Origin of the sequence: Pseudescherichia sp. L3 (assembly GCF_024656065.1) — a bacterium.
Taxonomy (GTDB): domain Bacteria; phylum Pseudomonadota; class Gammaproteobacteria; order Enterobacterales; family Enterobacteriaceae; genus Pseudescherichia.
The window spans coordinates 2258379-2279154 of record NZ_JANKYC010000001.1 but is presented as its reverse complement, the minus strand read 5'-3'; the positions used below and the strand labels follow the sequence as shown (position 1 = coordinate 2279154).

The window sequence follows — 20776 nt, the reverse complement described above, 5'->3', positions numbered from 1 at the left end:
GTTGCGATATACTGATTTTCAATCTGATTGATCGGGATCAACCCTCTACCTATAGCGCAACGGAGAAAAAGCGGTATAATCCGGCGATTTTTTTTGTGGCTACCAACTGTCTGGGGAAGGAGAAGAGTATGAAGATCGTGGAAGTAAAACACCCACTCGTCAAACACAAGCTGGGACTGATGCGTGAGCATGACATCAGCACCAAACGCTTTCGTGAACTCGCCTCTGAAGTAGGCAGCCTGCTGACCTATGAAGCGACTGCCGATCTGGAAACCGAGAAGGTAACCATCGAAGGCTGGAACGGCCCGGTGGAGATCGAGCAGATCAAAGGTAAAAAAATTACCGTGGTGCCGATCCTGCGTGCCGGTCTGGGCATGATGGAAGGCGTGCTGGAGCACGTCCCGAGCGCGCGTATCAGCGTGGTCGGTATCTACCGCGACGAAGAGACCCTGGAGCCGGTACCTTACTTCCAGAAGCTGGTATCGAACATCGACGAGCGTATGGCGCTGGTGGTTGACCCGATGCTGGCGACCGGCGGCTCAATGATCGCCACCATCGACCTGCTGAAAAAAGCGGGCTGCAGCAGCATCAAGGTGCTGGTACTGGTTGCCGCTCCGGAAGGCGTGGCCGCGCTGGAGAAGGCGCATCCGGATATTGAACTCTATACCGCATCGGTCGATCAGGGACTTAACGAGCACGGGTATATTATTCCTGGTCTCGGCGATGCCGGCGACAAGATTTTTGGTACCAAGTAATTGAATAAATGAAAAAGAGCCGACTTTGATAGTCGGCTTTTTTTTGAATAAAAGACGCAGTTCGCCTAATACAAAACACAACTCAGAGGAAAACACTATGACGCGCCGTGCTATCGGGGTGAGTGAAAGACCGCCGCTTTTACAGACAATCCCGCTTAGTTTGCAGCACCTGTTCGCCATGTTTGGCGCAACCGTGCTGGTGCCAATCCTGTTTCACATTAACCCGGCTACCGTGCTGCTGTTTAACGGCGTCGGCACGCTGCTCTATCTCTTTATCTGTAAAGGTAAAATTCCTGCCTATCTGGGTTCCAGCTTTGCGTTTATCTCCCCGGTGCTGCTCCTGCTACCGCTCGGATACGAGGTGGCGCTCGGCGGTTTTATTATGTGCGGCGTGCTGTTCTGCCTGGTGTCGTTTATCGTTAAGAAAGCGGGCACCGGCTGGCTTGACGTGATGTTCCCTCCGGCGGCGATGGGCGCAATCGTGGCCGTAATCGGCCTTGAGCTGGCGGGCGTGGCGGCCAACATGGCCGGCCTGCTGCCGGCGGATGGGCAGTCTGCGGATAGCAAAACGGTGATCATCTCTCTGGTGACGCTGGGCGTTACCGTGTTTGGCTCGGTACTGTTCCGCGGCTTCCTGGCGATTATCCCAATCCTGATCGGCGTGCTGGCGGGCTATGCGCTGTCGTTCGCCATGGGCGTGGTGGATACCACTCCGATTGCCCAGGCGCACTGGTTTGCGCTGCCAACCTTCTACACCCCGCGCTTTGAGTGGTTCGCTATCTTTACCATTCTGCCTGCCGCGCTGGTGGTCATCGCCGAGCACGTCGGTCACCTGGTGGTGACGGCCAACATCGTTAAGCGCGACCTGATCCGTGACCCGGGCCTGCATCGCTCTATGTTTGCCAACGGCTTCTCTACCATCATCTCCGGCTTCTTCGGATCCACGCCAAACACCACCTACGGCGAGAACATCGGCGTGATGGCGATTACCCGCGTCTACAGCACCTGGGTTATCGGCGGGGCGGCGATCATTGCTATTCTGCTCTCCTGCGTCGGCAAGCTGGCGGCGGCTATCCAGATCATTCCGGTTCCGGTGATGGGCGGCGTGTCGCTGCTGCTGTATGGGGTGATTGGCGCGTCCGGTATTCGTGTGCTGATTGAGTCCAAGGTGGACTACAGCAAAGCGCAGAACCTGATCCTCACCTCGGTGATCCTGATCATCGGCGTCAGCGGTGCGAAGGTGCACATCGGCGCGGCAGAGCTGAAGGGCATGGCGCTGGCCACCATCGTTGGCATCGGCCTGGCGCTGATCTTCAAACTGATCAGCGTCCTGCGTCCGGAAGAAGAGGTAATTGACGCCCAGGAGAACGACGTCACTCCGCATTAATCTGGAATGTGAACCGGGCGTCGTGCCCGGTTCAAACCGCGCATCGTTTTGTGGTAAACTCGCTGCGTTTTCCGTAAGCCCTGTTGAGGTATCTCTGAACGCACCGGCGCAGCTCTCTCTGCCACTCTATCTTCCCGACGATGAAACCTTTGCCAGTTTCTGGCCGGGTGATAACCCCTCTCTGTTGGCAGCTGTGCAAAACGTGCTGCGTCAGGATCATAGCGGATACATCTACTTCTGGTCGCGGGAAGGTGCAGGTCGTAGCCATCTGCTGCATGCCGCCTGCGCCGAACTCTCCGCACGCGGCGACGCCGTGGGCTATGTCCCACTTGATAAGCGCACCTGGTTTGTGCCGGAAGTGCTGGACGGCATGGAGCAGCTTTCGCTGGTCTGCATCGACAATATTGAGTGCATCGCCGGGGACGATCCCTGGGAGATGGCGATCTTTAATCTCTACAACCGTATTCTGGAATCAGGCCGCACGCGCCTGCTGATCACCGGCGATCGCCCGCCGCGCCAGCTCAATTTGCACCTGGCGGATCTCGCCTCGCGCCTCGACTGGGGGCAGATCTACCGGCTTCAGCCGCTGTCGGACGAGGATAAGCTGCTGGCATTGCAGCTGCGCGCCCGCCAGCGTGGCTTTGAGCTGCCGGAGGACGTGTGCCGTTTTCTGCTCAAGAGGCTGGATCGCGAGATGCGCACGCTGTTTGAGACGCTGGATCAGCTGGACCGCGCCTCAATTACCGCCCAGCGCAAGCTAACCATCCCGTTTGTGAAAGAGATCCTTAAACTCTGAAGTCGCCGGATGGCGCTTCGCTTATCCGGCCTACGGTACCTACAGGATCTCCAGCACCTGCTCCGGCGGTCGGCCAATACGCGCCTGGTCGCCCTTCACCACGACAGGGCGCTCGATGAGCTTAGGGTTCTCTACCATCGCCTGAATTAACGCCTCTTCCGAAAGCGTGCTGTCCGCCAGGTTGAGCGTGCGGTAGAGATCCTCTTTCTGCCGCATCAGATCCCGGGCGCTGCTTAAATTGAGCATCTGCAGTAGATTACGCAGCGTGGTCGCATCCGGCGGCGTCTCCAGATAGAGCACCACCTGCGGCTCAACGCCGTGGGATTGCAGCAGGCTCAGGGTCTCGCGGCTCTTCGAGCAGCGGGGGTTATGGTAGATAGTGACCGCGTCGGACATACATTCTCCTGATTACATCTTGGTATAGGGCTTAAAGCGTTCCTGCATCTGCCGCAGCTGATCAATGCGGGCGTCGTAGCGCGCCTGCTGCATGCTGCCCAGCTTCACCTGCGCGCTGGCGCTGCCCAGCAGCGAGATTGCCTGATCCAGCTGACCGTTAAGCGCCAGGCCCTCGGCGCGGGCGGCCAGCTCCTGATCGCGATTGCCGAGCGTGCCCTCGGTCTGCGCCAGCAGCTCCCAGCCGTTGGTGTCATCTTTATAGGTAAAGGTGTAGCGGTTAAGGATCTTCTCCGCCTCGCTTGCCTGGCCGCTCTGCAAATAGGCGTTGGCCAGGTTGAGCTGCAACACCGGGTCGGTTTTCAGCTTCGGCGCATTTTTCAGCCGGTTGATGGCCTGATCAAACTTTCTCTGACCGAGATCGATATCGGTGGCTAAATCGAGATACCAGCTGTTGCCCGGCTCTGCGCTCAGCAGAGGCTGCAACGCCTGGCTGGCGGTGGGGTAGTTAGCGCCCTCCATCGCCTGGAGTGCCCGGCCATACTGGGCGGCACGCTGTTCGCGCACGTTGCCCTTGGCCCACGCATCCAGCAGATCGTTGGTAAGCTGGTTGCGCCCGCTGTTATACATCCCCAGCGTACGCGCCTTCGCCAGGTAAAAATCCTCTGAGGACTGAACCACGACCGGCCGCATCTGGTTGGCACGGTTGCGGGTATCCGAGAGACGGCTCTCTGGCAGGGGGTGAGTCAGCAGGATCTCCGGCGGTCGTGAAGAGTAGCGGGCCTGATCCAGCAGCTTTTCGAGGAAGGTTGGCATCGCCTGCGGATCGAACCCCGAACGCTGTAGCACCTGAATGCCGATGCGGTCCGCCTCCTGCTCATTCTGCTGGGTAAAGGTGATCATCCCCTGACGAGTGCCGGCGAGGGTACCGGTCAGCGCCGCCATCCCCGCCTGCGGACTGGCCATCGCCAGCAGAATAGAGCCTAACGCCCCAGCCCAGGTCAGCGGCGCGCTGTTTTTCTGATCCTCCATCGCCCGCGCAAGGTGGCGCTGGGTAACGTGGGAGATTTCGTGCGCCATTACCGAGGCCAGTTGGCTCTCGTTATCGGCATAGCGGAAGAGGGCCGAGTGCAGCACCACGTTGCCGCCAAAGAAGGCGAAGGCGTTGATTTCGTCATTATTGATTAAGTAGAAGTGAAACGGGGTGCGCACCGAATTGGCATGGGCGACAAGGCGCATCCCTAAGCCATTAATGTACTGCACTAACAGGGGATCGTTAATCAGCGGCGCACTGCCGCGCAGCTGGCGAACGTAGTAGTCGCCCATCTGCAGCTCCTGGGCAATCGACAGCGTGCTGCCCGCCGAGGTGCCCATATCCGGCAGGGTATCCGCTGAATCCGCAAAGACCGGCGCGGCCTGGCCCAGCGTCAGGGTAGCAATCAGGGTAGCAACCAGCGTTTTTCTCAACGTCCTGAACATAACCTCAATCCTGTATGGCGAGCATGATGAACATCTTAATCAATTGATGCGTTAGTTTCCTGTGGCAGCGTCGAAAAGCGAAGTCTTTTTTGTTTCACTTCGATACAATTCCTCCGGAAAACCCACCAGGGACCTATAGGTAAGGTAAGTTATGCTCGAAATGTTAATGCAGTGGTATCGCCGTCGCTTTAGCGATCCGGAGGCGATTGCGCTGCTGGTCATTCTGCTGGCAGGGTTTAGCATCCTGTTCTTTTTTAGCGGGTTATTAGCCCCACTGCTGGTCGCCATGGTGCTGGCCTACCTGCTGGAGTGGCCTACCGCCCGGCTGGAAAATGTTGGCTGCTCACGTACCGTCGCCTCCAGCATCGTGCTGGTGCTGTTTGTCGGCATCCTGCTGCTGATGGCCTTCGTGGTGATGCCTATCGCCTGGCAGCAGGGCATCAATCTGATCCGCGATATGCCCGGCATGCTCAACAAGCTCTCTGATTTTGCGGCTACCCTGCCGCGACGCTATCCGGCGCTGATGGACGCGGGCATTATCGATGCCATGGCGGAGAACATGCGCACCCGCATGCTCAGCCTCGGGGATTCAGTGGTTAAATACTCCGTCGCTTCGCTGGTGGGGCTGCTGACGCTCGCGGTCTATCTGGTGCTGGTGCCGCTGATGGTCTTCTTCCTGGTGAAGGACAAAGAGCAGATGCTCAACGCCGTGCGCCGCATTCTGCCGCGCAACCGTGGCCTGGCAGGCCAGGTGTGGGTGGAGATGAACCAGCAGATCACTAACTATATTCGCGGCAAAGTGCTGGAGATGATCGTCGTCGGCGTGGCGACGTGGATTGGTTTTATTCTCTTCGGTCTCAACTACTCGCTGCTGCTGGCGGTGCTGGTGGGCTTCTCGGTGCTCATTCCCTACATCGGCGCGTTTGTGGTCACTATCCCGGTGATCGGCGTGGCACTGTTCCAGTTTGGGCTGGGAACCGAGTTCTGGAGCTGCTTTGCGGTTTACCTGATTATTCAGGGGCTGGACGGCAACCTGCTGGTGCCGGTGCTCTTCTCGGAGGCGGTCAATCTGCATCCGCTGGTGATCATTCTGTCGGTGGTGATCTTCGGCGGACTGTGGGGCTTCTGGGGGGTGTTCTTTGCGATTCCGCTTGCCACGCTGATCAAGGCCGTGGTGCATGCCTGGCCGGATGTTCCGGCGGTTGAAGAGTAGCGTGTAGGCCCGGCAGGCGCAGCGCCGCCGGGCATTAATACATTACGCGTTCTGTTGTAACCAACCGAGCACGATATCGTGGTGGTTGCTGGTTTTGAAATCGTTGAACACGTGCTCAACGACCCCGTCAGCGCCAATCAAAAAGCTGATGCGGTGAATGCCGTCGTAGGTTTTACCCATAAACGACTTTTCACCCCAGACGCCAAACTGCTCGCAGACCTGATGGTCTTCATCGGACAGCAGGGTAAAGTTCAGCAGCTCTTTTTCAGCAAAGCGGGAGAGCTTTTCCGGCTTGTCGGTGCTGATGCCCAGCACTTCCACACCTATTTTCTTTAAATCGTCCATGTTATCGCGTAGGCCGCAGGCCTGAACGGTACAGCCTGGGGTCATGGCTTTCGGGTAGAAATAGACCAATACACGCTGTCCCTGGAAGTCGGCCAAATTAACTTGTTCTCCGTCTTGATCCGGCAAGCTAAATTTCGGTGCGGTATCACCGGCTTTCAGTGGATTCATCACTTCACTCCATCCTGTTCTTCGTTCTGGGAATAGTTGACGACATTTATACTGCCCTGCGCATTTAATTCTGTACATAGTACTTTGAAAGCTTGTTCAATTTTTGCCGCATCTTCCAGCGCCGGGCTATGGGCGGTGATTTGAATAAAGAGCTGGGCGGCCGCACCAGCCTGGGGTGGCTGGGTGCGAGAGACCAGTTCGGCAATATTCATCTGATGGGCATCGAACAGGGCGGTGAAGCGCTCGATCAGGTGCGGGGAGTCCGCTACCTCCACCTGCACCCACACCGTGGCGGGCAGCGCCGCGCCGGGCCTCGCGGTAGTGCGTTTCATGACGATCAGCAGATCCAGCTCCGCACCCTTCAGCGGCAGTGTGGATTCAATCAGGGTAATGGCGTTCCATGAGCCGGAAAGCAGCATGATAAAGGTGAACTCTTCCCCGAGCATCGCCAGCCGGCTATCTTCAATATTACAGCCGCAGCTGCTCACGTGACGGGTGATCGTATTGACGATACCAGGCCTGTCGACACCTAGCGCGGTAATAACCAGATAATGTTGTGATGAAGGGGTCAAACCTGTTCTTCCTGTAGATGCTTCGCTAACGGTTTCGGTAATCCTAAGGAAAGCATAAAAAAAACCGGCATACAACCGCCGGAACGCCTCGCGTCGCTTGCTTTTATTACAGCACCAAACGTACCATTGAGAATCTTGTTTGCACAGAGGATGGCCCATGTTCACGGGAAGTATTGTCGCGCTTGTTACACCGATGGATGAGAAAGGTAATGTCTGCCGGTCAAGCCTGAAGAAACTGATTGATTATCATGTCGCCAGCGGAACCTCGGCGATTGTATCGGTAGGCACGACCGGTGAGTCCGCCACGCTGAGCCATGAGGAACATGGTGACGTCGTGATGCTGACGCTTGAACTGGCCGACGGGCGCATCCCGATTATCGCAGGCACCGGTGCAAATGCCACCGCTGAGGCGATTGGTCTTACCGAGCGCTTCAACGGCAGCGGCGTGGTAGGCTGCCTGACGGTCACGCCGTACTACAACCGTCCAACTCAGGAAGGGCTGTTCCAGCATTTTAAAGCCATCGCGGAACACACTGATCTGCCGCAAATTCTGTATAATGTACCTTCGCGTACCGGTTGCGATATGCTGCCTGAAACCGTGGGTCGCCTGGCGAAAGTGAACAATATTGTCGCAATCAAAGAGGCCACGGGGAACTTAAGTCGTGTTCACCAGATCAAAGAGCTGGTTTCAGATGACTTTGGTCTGCTGAGTGGTGATGATGCCACCGGGCTGGACTTTATGCAGCTTGGCGGTCACGGTGTGATCTCCGTGACCTCTAACGTGGCCGCACGCGACATGGCAGAGATGTGCCGTCTGGCTGCCGAAGGGCAGTTTAGCGAAGCGCGGGTGATCAACCGGCGTCTGATGCCGTTACACAACAAACTATTTGTCGAACCCAATCCTATCCCGGTGAAATGGGCATGTAAGGAGTTGGGGCTTGTAGCGACCGACACGCTGCGTCTGCCGATGACGCCGATTACCGACCACGGTCGTGAGGCTGTTACCGCTGCGCTTAAGCACGCCGGTTTGCTGTAAAGTTTAGGGAGATTTGATGGCTTACTCAGTACAGAAGTCGCGCCTGGTGAAGGTAGCGAGTGTTTCGCTTGTTATGCTGCTCGCTGCCTGTAATTCGGACTCGCGTTATAAACGCCAGGTTAGCGGTGATGAATCCTATCTGGATGCCGCGCCGCTTGGTGAACTTCATGCGCCTGCTGGCATGATCCTGCCAGTGCAGAACGGTGACTACAACATTCCAGTGACCAACGGCAGCGGTGCCGTCGGTAAAGCGCTGGATATCCGCCCACCGGCCCAGCCGCTGGCGCTGGTGACGGGTGCCCGCACCCAGTTTACCGGTGATACCGCAACGCTGCTGGTGGAGAACGGCAACCGTAGCACGCTGTGGCCACAGGTGGTAAGCATCGTTCAGGGCAATAACTACGCGATTGATAAACGTGACGATGCCGCGCAGACCCTGACAACCGGTTGGATTGACTGGAATCGCCTCGACGAAGATCAGCAGTACCGTGGCCGTTATCAAATCTCGGTTAAGCCGCAGGGCTATCAGCAGGCGGTTGTCGTCAAGCTGATGAACCTCGAGCAGGCTGGCAAGCCAGTGGCCGATACCGCCTCGCTGCAGCGCTACAGCACCGAAATGCTGAACGCAATCTCCGCCGGGCTGGATAAAACCGCTACTGCGTCACAGAACGCCGCGCAGAACCGCTCCGCCGCTACCCTCGACGTACAGAGCGGTGCCGACGACACCGGTCTGCCGATGCTGGTGGTCCGCGGGCCGTTTAACGTGGTCTGGCAGCGTCTGCCTGCGACCCTCGAGAAAGTGGGCATGAAAGTGACCGACTCCACGCGCTCAACCGGCAGCATGGCGGTGACCTACAAGCCGCTCTCTGACAGCGACTGGCTGGCACTTGGCGCACGCGATCCGGGTCTCACCTCCGGTGACTACAAGTTACAGGTAGGCGATCTCGATAACCGCAGCAGCCTGCAGTTTATCGATCCGAAAGGGCACACCCTGACCCAGGCGCAAAACGACGCGCTGGTGGCCGTTTTCGAAGCTGCATTCAAGTAAAAAATCAGGCCGGATTGCTCCGGCCTTTTTTATCAGGGTAGACGCAAACGTGTGCGTAGCGGATAATGGCCGCAGTTAGACTTCAAATCATCACACCTGGAACCTGGAGTAACAAAGATGCAAAAGCAAGCTGAGTTGTATCGTGGCAAAGCGAAGACCGTATACAGCACGGAAAACCCCGACCTGTTGGTGCTCGAATTCCGCAATGATACGTCAGCAGGGGATGGCGCGCGCATTGAACAGTTCGATCGTAAAGGCATGGTGAACAACAAGTTCAACCACTTCATTATGAGCAAGCTGGAAGAAGCGGGCATCCCAACACAGATGGAGCAGCTGCTCTCCGATACCGAGTGCCTGGTGAAGAAGCTGGAGATGGTGCCGGTAGAGTGCGTTATCCGTAACCGCGCGGCGGGTTCGCTGGTGAAGCGTCTGGGTATTGAGGAGGGGATGATCCTGAATCCGCCTCTGTTCGATCTGTTCCTGAAAAACGATGAAATGCACGATCCGATGGTTAACGACTCCTACTGCGAAACCTTCGGCTGGGTGAATCAAAAAAACCTGGCGCGCATGAAAGAGCTGACCTACAAGGCCAACGATGTGCTGACCAAACTGTTTGACGATGCGGGTCTGATCCTGGTGGACTTCAAGCTGGAGTTTGGTTTGTTCAACGGCGAAGTAGTGCTGGGCGATGAGTTCTCCCCGGACGGCAGCCGCCTGTGGGACAAAGAGACCATGGATAAAATGGATAAAGACCGTTTCCGCCAGAGCCTGGGCGGCGTGATCGAAGCCTATGAAGCCGTGGCCCACCGTCTCGGTGTGAAACTGGACTAGTTTCACTCTTTCACTGTTAGCCGGAGGCGTTCCCCACTCCTCCGGCCTGTTACTGATGTTGTGCGTGAAGCCTCACCCATTCGGGCAGGGATATAAGCGCGGAAACTGAAAAAAATTATTTGATCATCGTCAACATGGCTTACAAATTTAAGCGTATTTTGTAAAGCTATGAAACGCGCATATAAATACAGATTCTATCCAACGCCCGATCAGGTTAAGCTACTAGATCAAACATTCGGGTGTGTGCGTTTCGTCTACAACAGCATTCTGCGCTGGCGCACTGACGCATACTATGAGCGGCAAGAGAAAATCGGTTATCCACAAGCCGATAAGCGCCTGACAGCTATCAAAGCCATGCCAGAACACTCATGGTTAGGCGATGTTTCTGCCGTGCCACTCCAGCAGGCGATCCGCCATCAACAAACTGCCTTTTCCAACTTCTTTGCAGGTCGTGCCAGATACCCAACATTCAAAAGTAAGCGCCATAAACAGGCGGCTACTTTCATGAATACGGCGTTCAAATACAAAGATGGCTGTTTGTATATGGCAAAGAGCAAAATGCCTTTAAACGTGCGCTGGTCGCGTCCTTTGCCGTGCGAACCGTCGTCTATCACCATCAGCAAAGATGCTGCAGGGCGCTATTTCGTGTCCTGCCTTTGTGAATTTGAACCTGTATCACTGCCAATCACCGCTTCAACGGTCGGCATTGATGTTGGTTTAAAAAATTTGTTCGTCACTGATAGCGGATTCAAAACCGGCAATCCCCGTTATACCGTTAAATATGCGAAGCGCCTTGCCCTGCTACAGCGCCGTTTGAGCAAGAAACAAAAAGGCTCAAAGAACCGCGCTAAAGCCCGCTTAAAAGTCGCTCGCATCCACGCGAAAATTGCTGATTGCCGCATGGATAACCTGCACAAACTTTCCCGCAAACTGATAAACGAAAACCAAGTTGTTTGCGTCGAATCCCTGAAAGTGAAGAACATGATCCGCAATCCGAAACTGTCCAGAGCGATAGCAGACGCAAGCTGGGGCGAGTTCGTCCGCCAGCTTGAATATAAGGGCGAATGGGCGGGGCGGTCAGTGGTTGCTATTGACCAGTATTTCCCGTCCTCAAAACGCTGTAGCAGTTGCGGCTACACTATGCCAAAAATGGCGCTTAACGTTCGTTCGTGGATCTGCCCTGAATGCGGGGCTAACCATGATCGTGACATTAACGCCGCGAAAAATATTAAAGCGGTCGGGCTGACCGCGTTAGCCCCCGGAGCGACTGTAAATCCTAAAGCCGCTTAATGTGGCTTAGGTAGGTTGCGTTGAAGTGGGAATCCTCATCTTTTAGGGCGGGGAGCAGTCAAAGCATCTTTCTTATGGTAATCCTGCCTTTAACCGCCTACGATCAATCATATTTATTAAAATATCTCTGAGGTGATTATGCGTTGGCAAGGGCGTCGCGAAAGTAATAACGTTGAAGACAGGCGTAACGAATCAGGTAGCCCGCTGAGCGGCCGAGGGCTACGTTTGCCCCGGGGCAAAGGCGGGATTATTTTGCTGGTGATTGTGGTGATCGGCGGCTACTACGGGGTGGATTTAACCGGACTGCTCACCGGACAGCCGATGTCTCAGCCAGGCACTCAGCAGGTTGCTACTCCCCAGGAGAATGAGGCAGCGAAGTTTACCCGCGTCATTTTTGCGACCACCGAAGAGACGTGGACCCAGCTGTTTGAGAAAATGGGCCGCACCTATCAGCAGCCAACGCTGGTGATGTACCGTAACGCTACCCAAACCGGCTGCGGTACCGGTCAGTCGGTCATGGGGCCGTTCTACTGTCCGGCAGACAGCAAAGTCTATATCGATCTCTCTTTCTACGATGAGATGAAGAGCAAGCTTGGCGCGGCAGGCGACTTCGCTCAAGGCTATGTCATTGCCCACGAGGTGGGTCACCACGTGCAGAAGCTGCTGGGTATCGAGCCGAAAGTGCGCCAGCTGCAGCAAAACGCCTCCCAGGTTGAAGTTAACCGCCTGTCGGTGAAGATGGAGCTGCAGGCGGACTGCTTTGCTGGCGTCTGGGGCCGCAGCATGCAGCAGCAGGGCGTAATGGAAGAGGGCGATCTGCAGGAAGGTCTGAACGCCGCCGAAGCGATCGGTGATGACCGTCTTCAGAAGCAGAGCCAGGGCCACGTAGTACCGGACAGCTTTACCCACGGCACCTCCGAGCAGCGTTATACCTGGTTTAAGCGCGGCTTTGATACGGGTGATGTCGCCCAGTGCAACACCTTTGGCAATACGCTGTAAGGCTTCATTTTCGGGAACGGTGACATGGAGCGTTTGATCGCCCTGAGCGCGCAGATGGCGCGCGAGGGGATCCGTCGCCTGCTGGTTATCAGCGGGGAAGAGACGTGGTGCCAGCAGCAGGCCACGGCCCTGATAGCGCCGCAGGCGGCGCTGTGGGTAGGTGACGAGCAGGATGCTGCTCAGGCCGCAGACTACTGCCATCCGCGGGCGCTCACTACGCTGCTGGGCCGCGAGTTTAGCCACGCCGTCTTTGATGCGCGCCGCGGCTTTGACGTGGCCGCCTTTGCGGCTCTCGGCGGTACGCTACGGGCGGGAGGCTGGCTGATCCTGTTGACTCCTTCCTTTTCCCGCTGGGCAGAAACGCCTGACGCCGACGCCTGTCGCTGGAGCGACACCGCTCAACCCATCGCCACCCCACGTTTTATCAGCCACGTTTGCCGCATGCTACGGACGCACGACGAAGCGATCCTCTGGCAGCAGGGAGAGCCGCTCACGCTTCCTGAGTTTGCCGTGCGCCCGACGTGGCACCCAGCCAACGGTGCGCCGGAGCAGGAGCAGGCCGCGATCCTTGCTGAATTACACGCGATGTCGCCCGGTGTCATGGTAGTGACCGCGCCACGCGGACGCGGCAAATCGGCGCTGGCAGGGATGCATCTTCGTCATCTGCACGGCAATGCCATCGTGACCGCACCCACCCGGGCCGCCACCGACGTGCTGGCACAGTTTGCCGGAGAGGAGGTGAACTTTGTTCCACCGGATACGCTGCGCCAGCGGCTGGCTGACGGAGATGCGCCGCATCCTGACTGGCTGATCGTGGATGAGGCGGCGGCGATACCTGGCCCGCTGCTGCGCCAGCTGATCGCCGGATTCAACCGGGTTCTGCTTACGACGACCGTACAGGGCTACGAGGGAACAGGGCAGGGCTTCCTGCTGAAGCTCTGCGCCGGGCTGGATCGCTTGCAACACCATCGCCTCAACACGCCGCTACGCTGGGCCAGCGGCTGCCCGCTCGAGGTCTTCATCAGTGACCTGCTGCTGTTTGATGATGCTCTTCCCGGTTCGGCTGCCGGTGCTGACTACGCTATTTCTCCTCTCACGCAGGATGCTTGGCTGACCTCGCCGGCGCAGCCCGCCGCGCTCTATCGCCTGCTGACCAGCGCCCACTACCGGACCTCGCCTCTCGATTTGCGGCGGATGATGGATGCGCCAGGCCAGCGCTTCTGGCAGGCGCTGGCCGGAGAGCAGCCCATCGCCGCGCTGTGGCTGGTGGAGGAGGGAGGACTCTCTTCCGAGCTTAGCCAGGCGGTGTGGGCGGGCTTTCGACGGCCGCGCGGCAATCTGGTCGCTCAGTCGCTGGCGGCGCACGGAGCCAGCCCGCTGGCGGCCACGCTGGTGGGGTGTCGTATCAGCCGTATTGCCGTCCACCCTTCGCGCCAACGGGAGGGCATCGGCCAGCGGCTGATCGCAAAGGCGCACGCCCACAGCGCAGGCTATGACTATCTGTCGGTGAGCTTCGGCTACACTCGCGAGCTATGGCGCTTCTGGCAGCGCTGCGGTTTTCAACTGGTGCGGCTGGGCAGCCATCGCGAAGCCAGCAGCGGCTGCTACACGGCGATGGCTATCCTGCCGCTCACCCCTGCGGCAGAGGCGCTGGCCGCGACGGAGCAGCGCAGGCTGGCGAGGGATCTCCCCTGGCTAGCGCCCTGGCGTGACGAAAAGTTATCTCTGCCGCCGGGGGAGCCAACTACCCTTAATAGTGATGACTGGCACGAGCTGGCTGGCTTTGCTTTTGCCCATCGCCCACTCTCGGCGGCGATTGGTGCGCTCAGCCGTCTGCTGATGCACAGCACCCTGCCGCTGGCGGCGCTACGTAGCCAGCTGGAGCAGAGTCTGAATGAGGCGCAGGTCTGCCACCGCCTCCGGTTAGCCGGACGTAAGGCGCTGCTGGCGGCTCAACGACACGAGACGGCAGGGGCGCTGACGTCAATCGATGCCGATCGGGCCGCGCAAAGCCAGCAGCAGATAGCACAGCTGCAATTTTTTTAACTAACTCATTCAGTTAAATGGCATGGTCATCGCCGCCGTGCGGCGTAAACTTACCTCAACGCTATAAGGAGACCGCCATGGAACACGACTACCATGTAGTACAACGCCCGGACAAACCTGCCAGCCAGCTGCTGCTGCTGTTTCACGGCGTCGGTGATAATCCGGTCGCCATGGGACAGGTCGGCACCGGCTTTACCGCCCGCTTTCCGGATGCGCTGATCGTTAGCGTTGGCGGGGCTGAACCCTGCGGTCCGCCGCCCGCGCGGCAGTGGTTCTCCGTGCAGGGCGTCACGGAGGAGAATCGTCAGGAACGCGTGGACGCCATCATGCCCGCTTTTATTGAAGCGGTACGTTACTGGCAGCAGGAGAGTGGACTGGGGCCACAGGCCACGGCGCTGATCGGCTTCTCGCAGGGGGCGATCATGGCCCTTGAGGGGGTAAAAGCCCAGCCCACGCTGGCGTCGCGGGTGATCGCCTTTAGCGGTCGCTTTGCCAGCCTGCCTGCGGCTATCAGCGCGACGGTGACGATCCACCTGATCCACGGCGGGGAGGATCGCGTGATTGAGCTGACGCATGCCGTTGCCGCTCAGGAGGCGCTGTTACAGGCCGGGGGCGATGTCACGCTGGATATTGTTGATGATGTGGGACACGGCATCAGCCATGAGAGTATGCAGCTGGCGCTGGACCGTCTAAGCTACACCGTGCCGAAGCACTATTTTGATGAGGCGCTGAGCGGCGGCAAGTTCAACGACGACGATATTGTCGAGTTTATGTAGTTTCGTGGGTCGAGCAAATTGTAGGTGGAGCAAGTTGTAGGCCGGGCAAGCGGTAGCGCCGCCCGGCGTAATCAGCACCGACTACTTCTTCTTCGGCCAGTCGTCTTCGTCGTCCCACTTATCGTTAAAGTCGCGATGCGGGGGCAGATCGGGCTTGTTAGCGAGAAATTTCTTATGGTCGACGCGCTTGAGGTCTTTAATGACGTTCAGCAGCACGCCCACCAGGAAAACCAGTAACAGAATCCACCAGTATTTAGCCAGCCATTCCATGCTCATGTCCTCATTCAGAAACGCCTATTATGCAACGAGCCGTTCCATAATGCGTTGATACATACGGGCCAGCAGCTGCAGATCGGCGGCGTTTACACATTCGTTGATTTTATGAATGGTCGCATTCACCGGCCCCAGTTCCACCACCTGAGCCCCCATTCGCGCAATAAACCGCCCGTCCGAGGTCCCGCCCGTGGTTAACAGCTGCGGTGCAATTTCATTATAGTGTGCAATCGACTTCACCACCGCATCCACCAGCTTACCGCGCGAGGTGAGGAACGGCTGGCCGGAGATCCACCAGTCCACGGTGTAGCGCAGCTGATGTTTATCCAGCAGCGCAGCGACGCGGGCCTTGATCGCCTCGTCGGTGAGCTCGGTGCTGAAGCGGAAGTTAAACTGCACCTTCAGGTCGCCGGGGATCACGTTGTTGCTGCCGGTCCCGGCCTGGATATTGGCGATCTGCATGCTGGTCGGTGGGAAAAATTCGTTACCGCGATCCCACTCGATAGCGACCAGCTCGTTAAGCATCGGCGCAGCGCGGTGTACCGGGTTATCTGCCAGGTGCGGATAGGCCACGTGGCCCTGCACGCCGTGAATGGTCAGGTTACAGGTCATCGAGCCGCGACGCCCGTTCTTCACTACGTCGCCCACCACTTCGGTACTGGAGGGTTCGCCCACCAGGCAGTAGTCGAGGCGTTCGTTGCGCGCCATCAGCGCCTCCACGACCTTCACCGTGCCGTGCGTGGCGCTGGCCTCTTCGTCGGAGGTGATCAGGAAGGCCAGACGACCCCTATGATTCGGATGTCGGGCCACGAAGCGCTCGGCGGCCACTACCATTGCCGCGAGGGAGCCTTTCATGTCGGCCGCGCCGCGACCGTACAGCATCCCATCGCGAATGGTGGGTTCAAACGGCGGATTGATCCAGCGGTCAGCGTCGCCCGCGGGAACCACATCGGTATGACCCGCAAATGCCAGCGTCTCGCCCTGGCCGCGCCATGCCCAGAAGTTTTGCGTGTCGCCAAAATCCATCCGTTCAACGGTAAAGCCAATAGCACGCAGGCGTTCAATCAGTAACGCCTGGCATCCTGCGTCGTCGGGACTAAGAGAAGGGCGGCGAATAAGCTGTTGGGTCAGCTCAATAACCGGGCATGACATAGACTACACCTCGTTAAAATAGCGCTCGTAACTGGCTTCTGTGAAACCCAGCAGCATAGGCTTACCGGGCGCGCAGAGCAATGGGCGTTTGATAATTGCAGGCATTTCAAGCATCAGCTCTGCCGCCGAGGGGGCATTTTGAATGCTTTCCCGTCGCGCATCGTCCAGCTTGCGCCAGGTGGTGCCCCGGGTGTTCAGCAGCGCTTCCCATCCCAGCTCAGCGATAAAGGTATCGAGCAGAGCCGCATCCAGCCCGTCGGCCCGGTAGTCATGAAAGCGGTAGGCTATCTGCTGTGCGTCTAGCCAGCGGCGCGCCTTTTTAACGGTGTCGCAGTTTTTGATGCCGTACATCACCGGCAGAGCGTCTGATGAAATGTTATTCATAAAATTTCACTTTGTAAGCAGGTAAAGAGAGAGTATTACCCGATATGCCATGATGGTGAAGCAGTTTGTTTAAGTTTTAGTTTAGTGTTCATCTATTTTGTATAAAGAAAAACGTATTCAGGAAATAATTAGCAGGCGATCGTTAATACATTTGTTTGCTAATTAAATTAGCTCTCGCGCAATATATGCCCTGAATAATGTCCTGCAGTTATTCGGCAACGTTAAGCCAGCGAAAGTGCAAACTTGCGACGCGCATCACGCTCGCGAAACGTTTCGCTGCCCGTTTTTAGGAATGTTGCTATGTGTCACATTATTACACACGCCGCTACGTCATAGTCTGTTCAAGCCCAACAAATAGCGCGGAGGTGACCAATCATAGCAATTGATTTCGCGTCTCTTCACAGCAATGACGATTTTTTGTAGAATACCCATAATAATTAGATGAGGTTGTTATGATTGAACATGAACTGGGGAACTGGAAAGATTTTATCGAAGGCATGCTTCGTAAATAATTCCAGATAAGCACTACCAAGAAGCACTAATATAACAAAAGCGTGAACAATATCACGCAACAGCGAGGCGGCCACTGTGGGCCGCCTTTTTTATTGTTCAATCTTCCTGACGCTCTTTTAGCGGGAAGCGCTGACGCACCAGCACAAAGAACAGCGGTACAAAGAAGATAGCCAGCACGGTGGCAGAGATCATCCCGCCCATCACCCCGGTTCCCACCGCATGCTGGCTGCCGGAGCCTGCGCCGCTGCTGGTCGCCATCGGCAGGACGCCAAAGATAAACGCCAGAGAGGTCATCAGGATCGGCCGCAGACGCTGGTGGCAGGCGTGCAGCGTTGCCGAAAGCAGATCGTGGCCTTTGGCATTCATCTCGTTAGCAAATTCGACGATCAGAATGGCGTTTTTCGCCGATAGCCCAATAACGGTGAGCAGCCCCACCTGGAAGTAGACGTCATTCTCCAGACCGCGCATCCAGGTCGCCAGCAGAGCGCCAATCACCCCGAGGGGCACCACCAGCATGACCGAGAAGGGCACCGACCAGCTCTCATAGAGCGCCGCCAGGCAGAGGAAGACCACCAGCAGGGAGATGGCGTACAGCGCCGGAGCCTGCGCACCAGAGAGCCGCTCCTGGTAAGACATTGCGGTCCACTCAAGGCCAAAGCTGCCGGGCAGCTGGCGCACCAGGTTCTCCATAATGTCCATGGCGGTGCCGGTACTTACCCCGGTGGCGGCTTCGCCGACGATCTCCACGGCGGAGTAGCCGTTGTAGCGCTCCAGGCGCGGAGAGCCGGTCTCCCAGCGGGAGGTGGCGAAGGCGGAGAAGGGCACCATGCCCCCGGTGCTGTTGCGCACGTACCACAGGTTAATGTCATCCGGCAGCATGCGGTACTTCGCCGCTGCCTGAACGTAGACCTTCTTCACGCGGCCGCGATCCATAAAGTCATTGACGTAGCTGGAGCCCCAGGCGGTTTGCAGCGTGTCGTTGATGTCGTCGATAGAGACGCCGAGCGCCTGAGCCTTGTGCTGATCGATATCGATCTGTAGCTGCGGGCTGTCGTCCAGACCGTTGTGGCGCACACGGGCCAGAGACGGATCGCGCCCGGCCAGCTCCAGCAGCTTATCGCGAGCGGCCATCAGGGCATCGTGTCCGGCGCCAGCGTGATCCTGGAGCTCCATATCAAACCCGGCCGAGCTGCCGAGGCCGCTGATGGCCGGTGGGCTGCTGGCGAAAACCCGCGCCTCGTTGATATCACGAAACGCCCTGGTGGCACGGTCGATAATAGCGAACGAGCTGCCGGTGGTCGGATCGCGATCGTCCCAGTCTTTTAGACGGACAAACATGCGGGCCACGTTCTGGCCGTTGCCGCCAGGCCCGGAGCCGATAGTGGCGAAGACCGACGTAACGTTATCTTTTTCATGGGTGGCGAAGTACTCCTCTACCTTCTGCACGACCTTCAGCGTTTGCTGCTGGGTAGCGCCGCTGGGCAGCTGCACCGAGGTAGTGAACATGCCGCGATCCTCCTGCGGCAGAAACGAGGTGGGCAGGCGCAGGAAGAGAAACACCATGCCACCGAGCAGCAGGGCATAGATCAGCATCCAGCGCAGGCTGCGATGGAGGATCCTGGCGACGCCGGATTCATAGCGCGCCGCGCTGCGGTTAAACATGCGGTTAAACCAGCCGAAAAAGCCCGTCTGCCCGTGCTGCTCGCCTTTTTGTACTGGCTTGAGTAGGGTCGCGCACAGTGCCGGGGTGAGGATCATCGCCACCAGCACCGACAGCACCATCGCCGCGACGATAGTGACCGAAAACTGGCGGTAAATCGCCCCGGTGGTGCCGCCGAAGAAGGCCATCGGCACAAATACCGCCGACAGTACCATCGCGATACCTACCAGCGCCCCCTGGATCTGGCCCATTGATTTGCGCGTGGCCTGGCGCGGGGAGAGGCCCTCCTCGCTCATGATGCGTTCGACGTTCTCAACCACCACGATGGCATCATCCACCAACAGGCCAATGGCGAGCACCATAGCGAACATGGTCAGGGTATTAATGCTGTAGCCGAAGGTGTAGAGCACGGCAAAGGTACCGAGCAGCACCACCGGCACGGCGATGGTTGGAATGAGGGTGGCACGGAAGTTCTGCAGAAAAAGGTACATTACCAGGAAGACCAGGGCGATAGCCTCCAGCAGGGTCTTTACCACGTCGATAATCGAGGCTTTAACGAAGGAGGTGGTCTCGTACGCTACCTTGTACTCCAGGCCGTGAGGGAAGAAGTGCGCCAGCTCGTCCAGCCGGTTGAGCACCAGATTCGCCGTCTCCATCTCGTTAGCCCCGGAGGCCAGCTTGACCCCAAGCCCCGAGGCCGCCTTGCCGTTGAAGCGGCTCAGGTAGTCATATTTTTCTGCCCCCATCTCGACCTGAGCGACGTCGCCAAGGCGGACTTCCGAGCCATCCTGGTTGACCCGCAGGGTGATGTTGCGAAACTGCTCCGGGGTTTGTAACAGCGACTGAGCGTTAATGGTGGCGTTCAGCGCCTGTCTGTCTACAGACGGGGTACCGCCTAACTGACCGACGGCGATCTGTGCGTTCTGCGCCTCAATAGCATCGGTCACGTCCTTAGCCGTTAGCTGGACGCTGTTCAGACGGGCCGGATCGAGCCAGATGCGCATCGAATAGGGCGAGCCGTAGGCGTCAATGTCGCCCACGCCGTTAACCCGGCTGAGGGGATCCTGAATGTTACTCGCGACATAGTCGGCAATATCCTGCTTATCCATCGAACCGTCCGTTGAGACGAAGGCGATGGTTAAGATATTGGTATCGCCGGTTTTACGTACCGTTACGCCCTGGTTCTGCACCGCCTGCGGTAGCTTACGCATTGCCGACTGGAGCTGATTCTGTACCTGCTGAACCGCCTCGTCGGGATCGGTACCCGCCGCAAAGCTAAGGGTCACCGTTGCCTGCCCGGTGGCGCTGCTTTGCGAGGACATATACATCAGGTTATCCAGCCCGGTCATATTCTGCTCAATAACCTGGGTAACGGTGTTTTCCAGCGTCTGTGCAGAGGCACCGGGATAGTTGGCCGCGATCCGCACGTTGGGCGGGGCCAGATCGGGATACTGCTCAACGGGCAGCGAAATAATTGCCAGCGTGCCGGTGAGGCACAAAATGATAGCTAATACCCAGGCGAAAATTGGGCGGTCGATAAAGAAATTCGCCATCAGAAGGGAGACCTCTTTTATTTTGCTTTATAACTCTACATTGCTTCACCCCACTTTAGCGGCAATTGCCTGACTAAACGTGGAGAAAAAAAGGAGAAAGTGTAAAT

General features: G+C 57.6%; 20 protein-coding genes. 12 read left to right on the top strand and 8 right to left on the bottom strand.

Translation table 11 applies throughout. From position 1 onward, the window contains the following. The first annotated feature begins 128 nt into the window (after positions 1-128). The 3 genes from upp to NR795_RS11060 all read left to right on the top strand — a co-directional run bounded on the left by upp (position 129) and on the right by NR795_RS11060 (position 2938). Positions 129-755, top strand: a complete 627-nt coding sequence (gene upp / locus NR795_RS11070) for a uracil phosphoribosyltransferase (protein WP_042389323.1) — start codon at positions 129-131, stop codon at positions 753-755. Positions 756-852: 97 nt separating this feature from the next. After that, a complete protein-coding gene (uraA, locus tag NR795_RS11065; protein ID WP_144818189.1) occupies positions 853-2142 on the top strand; it encodes a uracil permease in 1290 nt (429 codons plus the stop codon). Positions 2143-2236: 94 nt separating this feature from the next. Then, the gene (locus NR795_RS11060) at positions 2237-2938 is read left to right on the top strand and encodes a DnaA inactivator Hda (RefSeq protein ID WP_103818889.1); all 702 of its coding nucleotides are present in this window, start codon (positions 2237-2239) and stop codon (positions 2936-2938) included. Positions 2939-2977: 39 nt separating this feature from the next. On the opposite strand, the gene arsC is transcribed toward NR795_RS11060, so the two are convergent. Both arsC and bepA read right to left on the bottom strand, forming a co-directional pair. Continuing rightward, on the bottom strand, positions 2978-3334 hold the full coding sequence (gene arsC, locus NR795_RS11055; protein WP_257758212.1) for an arsenate reductase (glutaredoxin): 357 nt from the start codon (positions 3332-3334) through the stop codon (positions 2978-2980). A 12-nt stretch (positions 3335-3346) separates the two neighbouring features. Continuing rightward, on the bottom strand, positions 3347-4810 hold the full coding sequence (bepA, locus tag NR795_RS11050) for a beta-barrel assembly-enhancing protease (RefSeq protein ID WP_257758211.1): 1464 nt from the start codon (positions 4808-4810) through the stop codon (positions 3347-3349). A gap of 151 nt (positions 4811-4961) precedes the next feature. Here bepA and NR795_RS11045 point away from each other — a divergent pair, with 151 nt between their 5' ends. Then, positions 4962-6023 (top strand): AI-2E family transporter, encoded by a 1062-nt coding sequence (locus NR795_RS11045; protein ID WP_144818192.1) that lies wholly within the window; start codon positions 4962-4964, stop codon positions 6021-6023. A gap of 42 nt (positions 6024-6065) precedes the next feature. Here the strand turns inward: NR795_RS11045 and bcp are convergent, their stop codons facing one another. Then, positions 6066-6536 (bottom strand): thioredoxin-dependent thiol peroxidase, encoded by a 471-nt coding sequence (bcp, locus tag NR795_RS11040; RefSeq protein ID WP_144818193.1) that lies wholly within the window; start codon positions 6534-6536, stop codon positions 6066-6068. Further along, positions 6536-7108: a glycine cleavage system transcriptional repressor gene (locus NR795_RS11035; protein WP_257758210.1), complete on the bottom strand. Its 573-nt coding sequence runs from the start codon at positions 7106-7108 to the stop codon at positions 6536-6538. Before NR795_RS11035 ends, bcp begins: the two co-directional genes overlap by 1 nt. 157 nt (positions 7109-7265) lie before the next feature. On the opposite strand from NR795_RS11035, the gene dapA reads away from it, so the two are divergent. The 7 genes from dapA to ypfH all read left to right on the top strand — a co-directional run bounded on the left by dapA (position 7266) and on the right by ypfH (position 15134). Continuing rightward, positions 7266-8144, top strand: coding sequence for a 4-hydroxy-tetrahydrodipicolinate synthase (gene dapA, locus NR795_RS11030; RefSeq protein WP_257758209.1), 879 nt, complete (start codon positions 7266-7268; stop codon positions 8142-8144). 16 nt (positions 8145-8160) lie between these two features. Beyond that, positions 8161-9192 (top strand): outer membrane protein assembly factor BamC, encoded by a 1032-nt coding sequence (gene bamC, locus NR795_RS11025; protein WP_238085381.1) that lies wholly within the window; start codon positions 8161-8163, stop codon positions 9190-9192. 117 nt (positions 9193-9309) lie between these two features. Further along, the gene (purC, locus tag NR795_RS11020; protein ID WP_103818897.1) at positions 9310-10023 is read left to right on the top strand and encodes a phosphoribosylaminoimidazolesuccinocarboxamide synthase; all 714 of its coding nucleotides are present in this window, start codon (positions 9310-9312) and stop codon (positions 10021-10023) included. 168 nt (positions 10024-10191) lie between these two features. Next, positions 10192-11313 (top strand): transposase, encoded by a 1122-nt coding sequence (locus tag NR795_RS11015; protein ID WP_257758208.1) that lies wholly within the window; start codon positions 10192-10194, stop codon positions 11311-11313. Positions 11314-11451: 138 nt separating this feature from the next. Next, a complete protein-coding gene (locus NR795_RS11010) occupies positions 11452-12312 on the top strand; it encodes a neutral zinc metallopeptidase (protein WP_257758207.1) in 861 nt (286 codons plus the stop codon). 24 nt (positions 12313-12336) lie between these two features. Then, on the top strand, positions 12337-14358 hold the full coding sequence (locus NR795_RS11005; protein ID WP_257758206.1) for a tRNA(Met) cytidine acetyltransferase TmcA: 2022 nt from the start codon (positions 12337-12339) through the stop codon (positions 14356-14358). 77 nt (positions 14359-14435) lie between these two features. Next, positions 14436-15134, top strand: coding sequence for an esterase (ypfH, locus tag NR795_RS11000; RefSeq protein ID WP_144818200.1), 699 nt, complete (start codon positions 14436-14438; stop codon positions 15132-15134). Positions 15135-15215: 81 nt separating this feature from the next. Here ypfH and NR795_RS10995 read toward each other — a convergent pair whose 3' ends face one another. The 3 genes from NR795_RS10995 to NR795_RS10985 are packed head-to-tail and all read right to left on the bottom strand — an operon-like array spanning position 15216 to position 16919. Continuing rightward, entirely contained in the window at positions 15216-15404 is a 189-nt protein-coding gene (locus NR795_RS10995) for a YpfN family protein (RefSeq protein ID WP_042389360.1), read from the bottom strand. Positions 15405-15431: 27 nt separating this feature from the next. Continuing rightward, positions 15432-16559 (bottom strand): succinyl-diaminopimelate desuccinylase, encoded by a 1128-nt coding sequence (gene dapE, locus NR795_RS10990; protein ID WP_257758205.1) that lies wholly within the window; start codon positions 16557-16559, stop codon positions 15432-15434. 3 nt (positions 16560-16562) lie between these two features. Next, positions 16563-16919: an ArsC family reductase gene (locus NR795_RS10985; RefSeq protein ID WP_257758296.1), complete on the bottom strand. Its 357-nt coding sequence runs from the start codon at positions 16917-16919 to the stop codon at positions 16563-16565. Positions 16920-17395: 476 nt separating this feature from the next. On the opposite strand from NR795_RS10985, the gene ypfM reads away from it, so the two are divergent. Further along, positions 17396-17455, top strand: a complete 60-nt coding sequence (gene ypfM, locus NR795_RS10980) for a protein YpfM (protein ID WP_100181659.1) — start codon at positions 17396-17398, stop codon at positions 17453-17455. Between the two features lie 97 nt (positions 17456-17552). Here ypfM and acrD read toward each other — a convergent pair whose 3' ends face one another. Then, the gene (gene acrD, locus NR795_RS10975) at positions 17553-20669 is read right to left on the bottom strand and encodes a multidrug efflux RND transporter permease AcrD (RefSeq protein ID WP_257758204.1); all 3117 of its coding nucleotides are present in this window, start codon (positions 20667-20669) and stop codon (positions 17553-17555) included. Between the last annotated feature and the right edge of the window lie 107 nt (positions 20670-20776).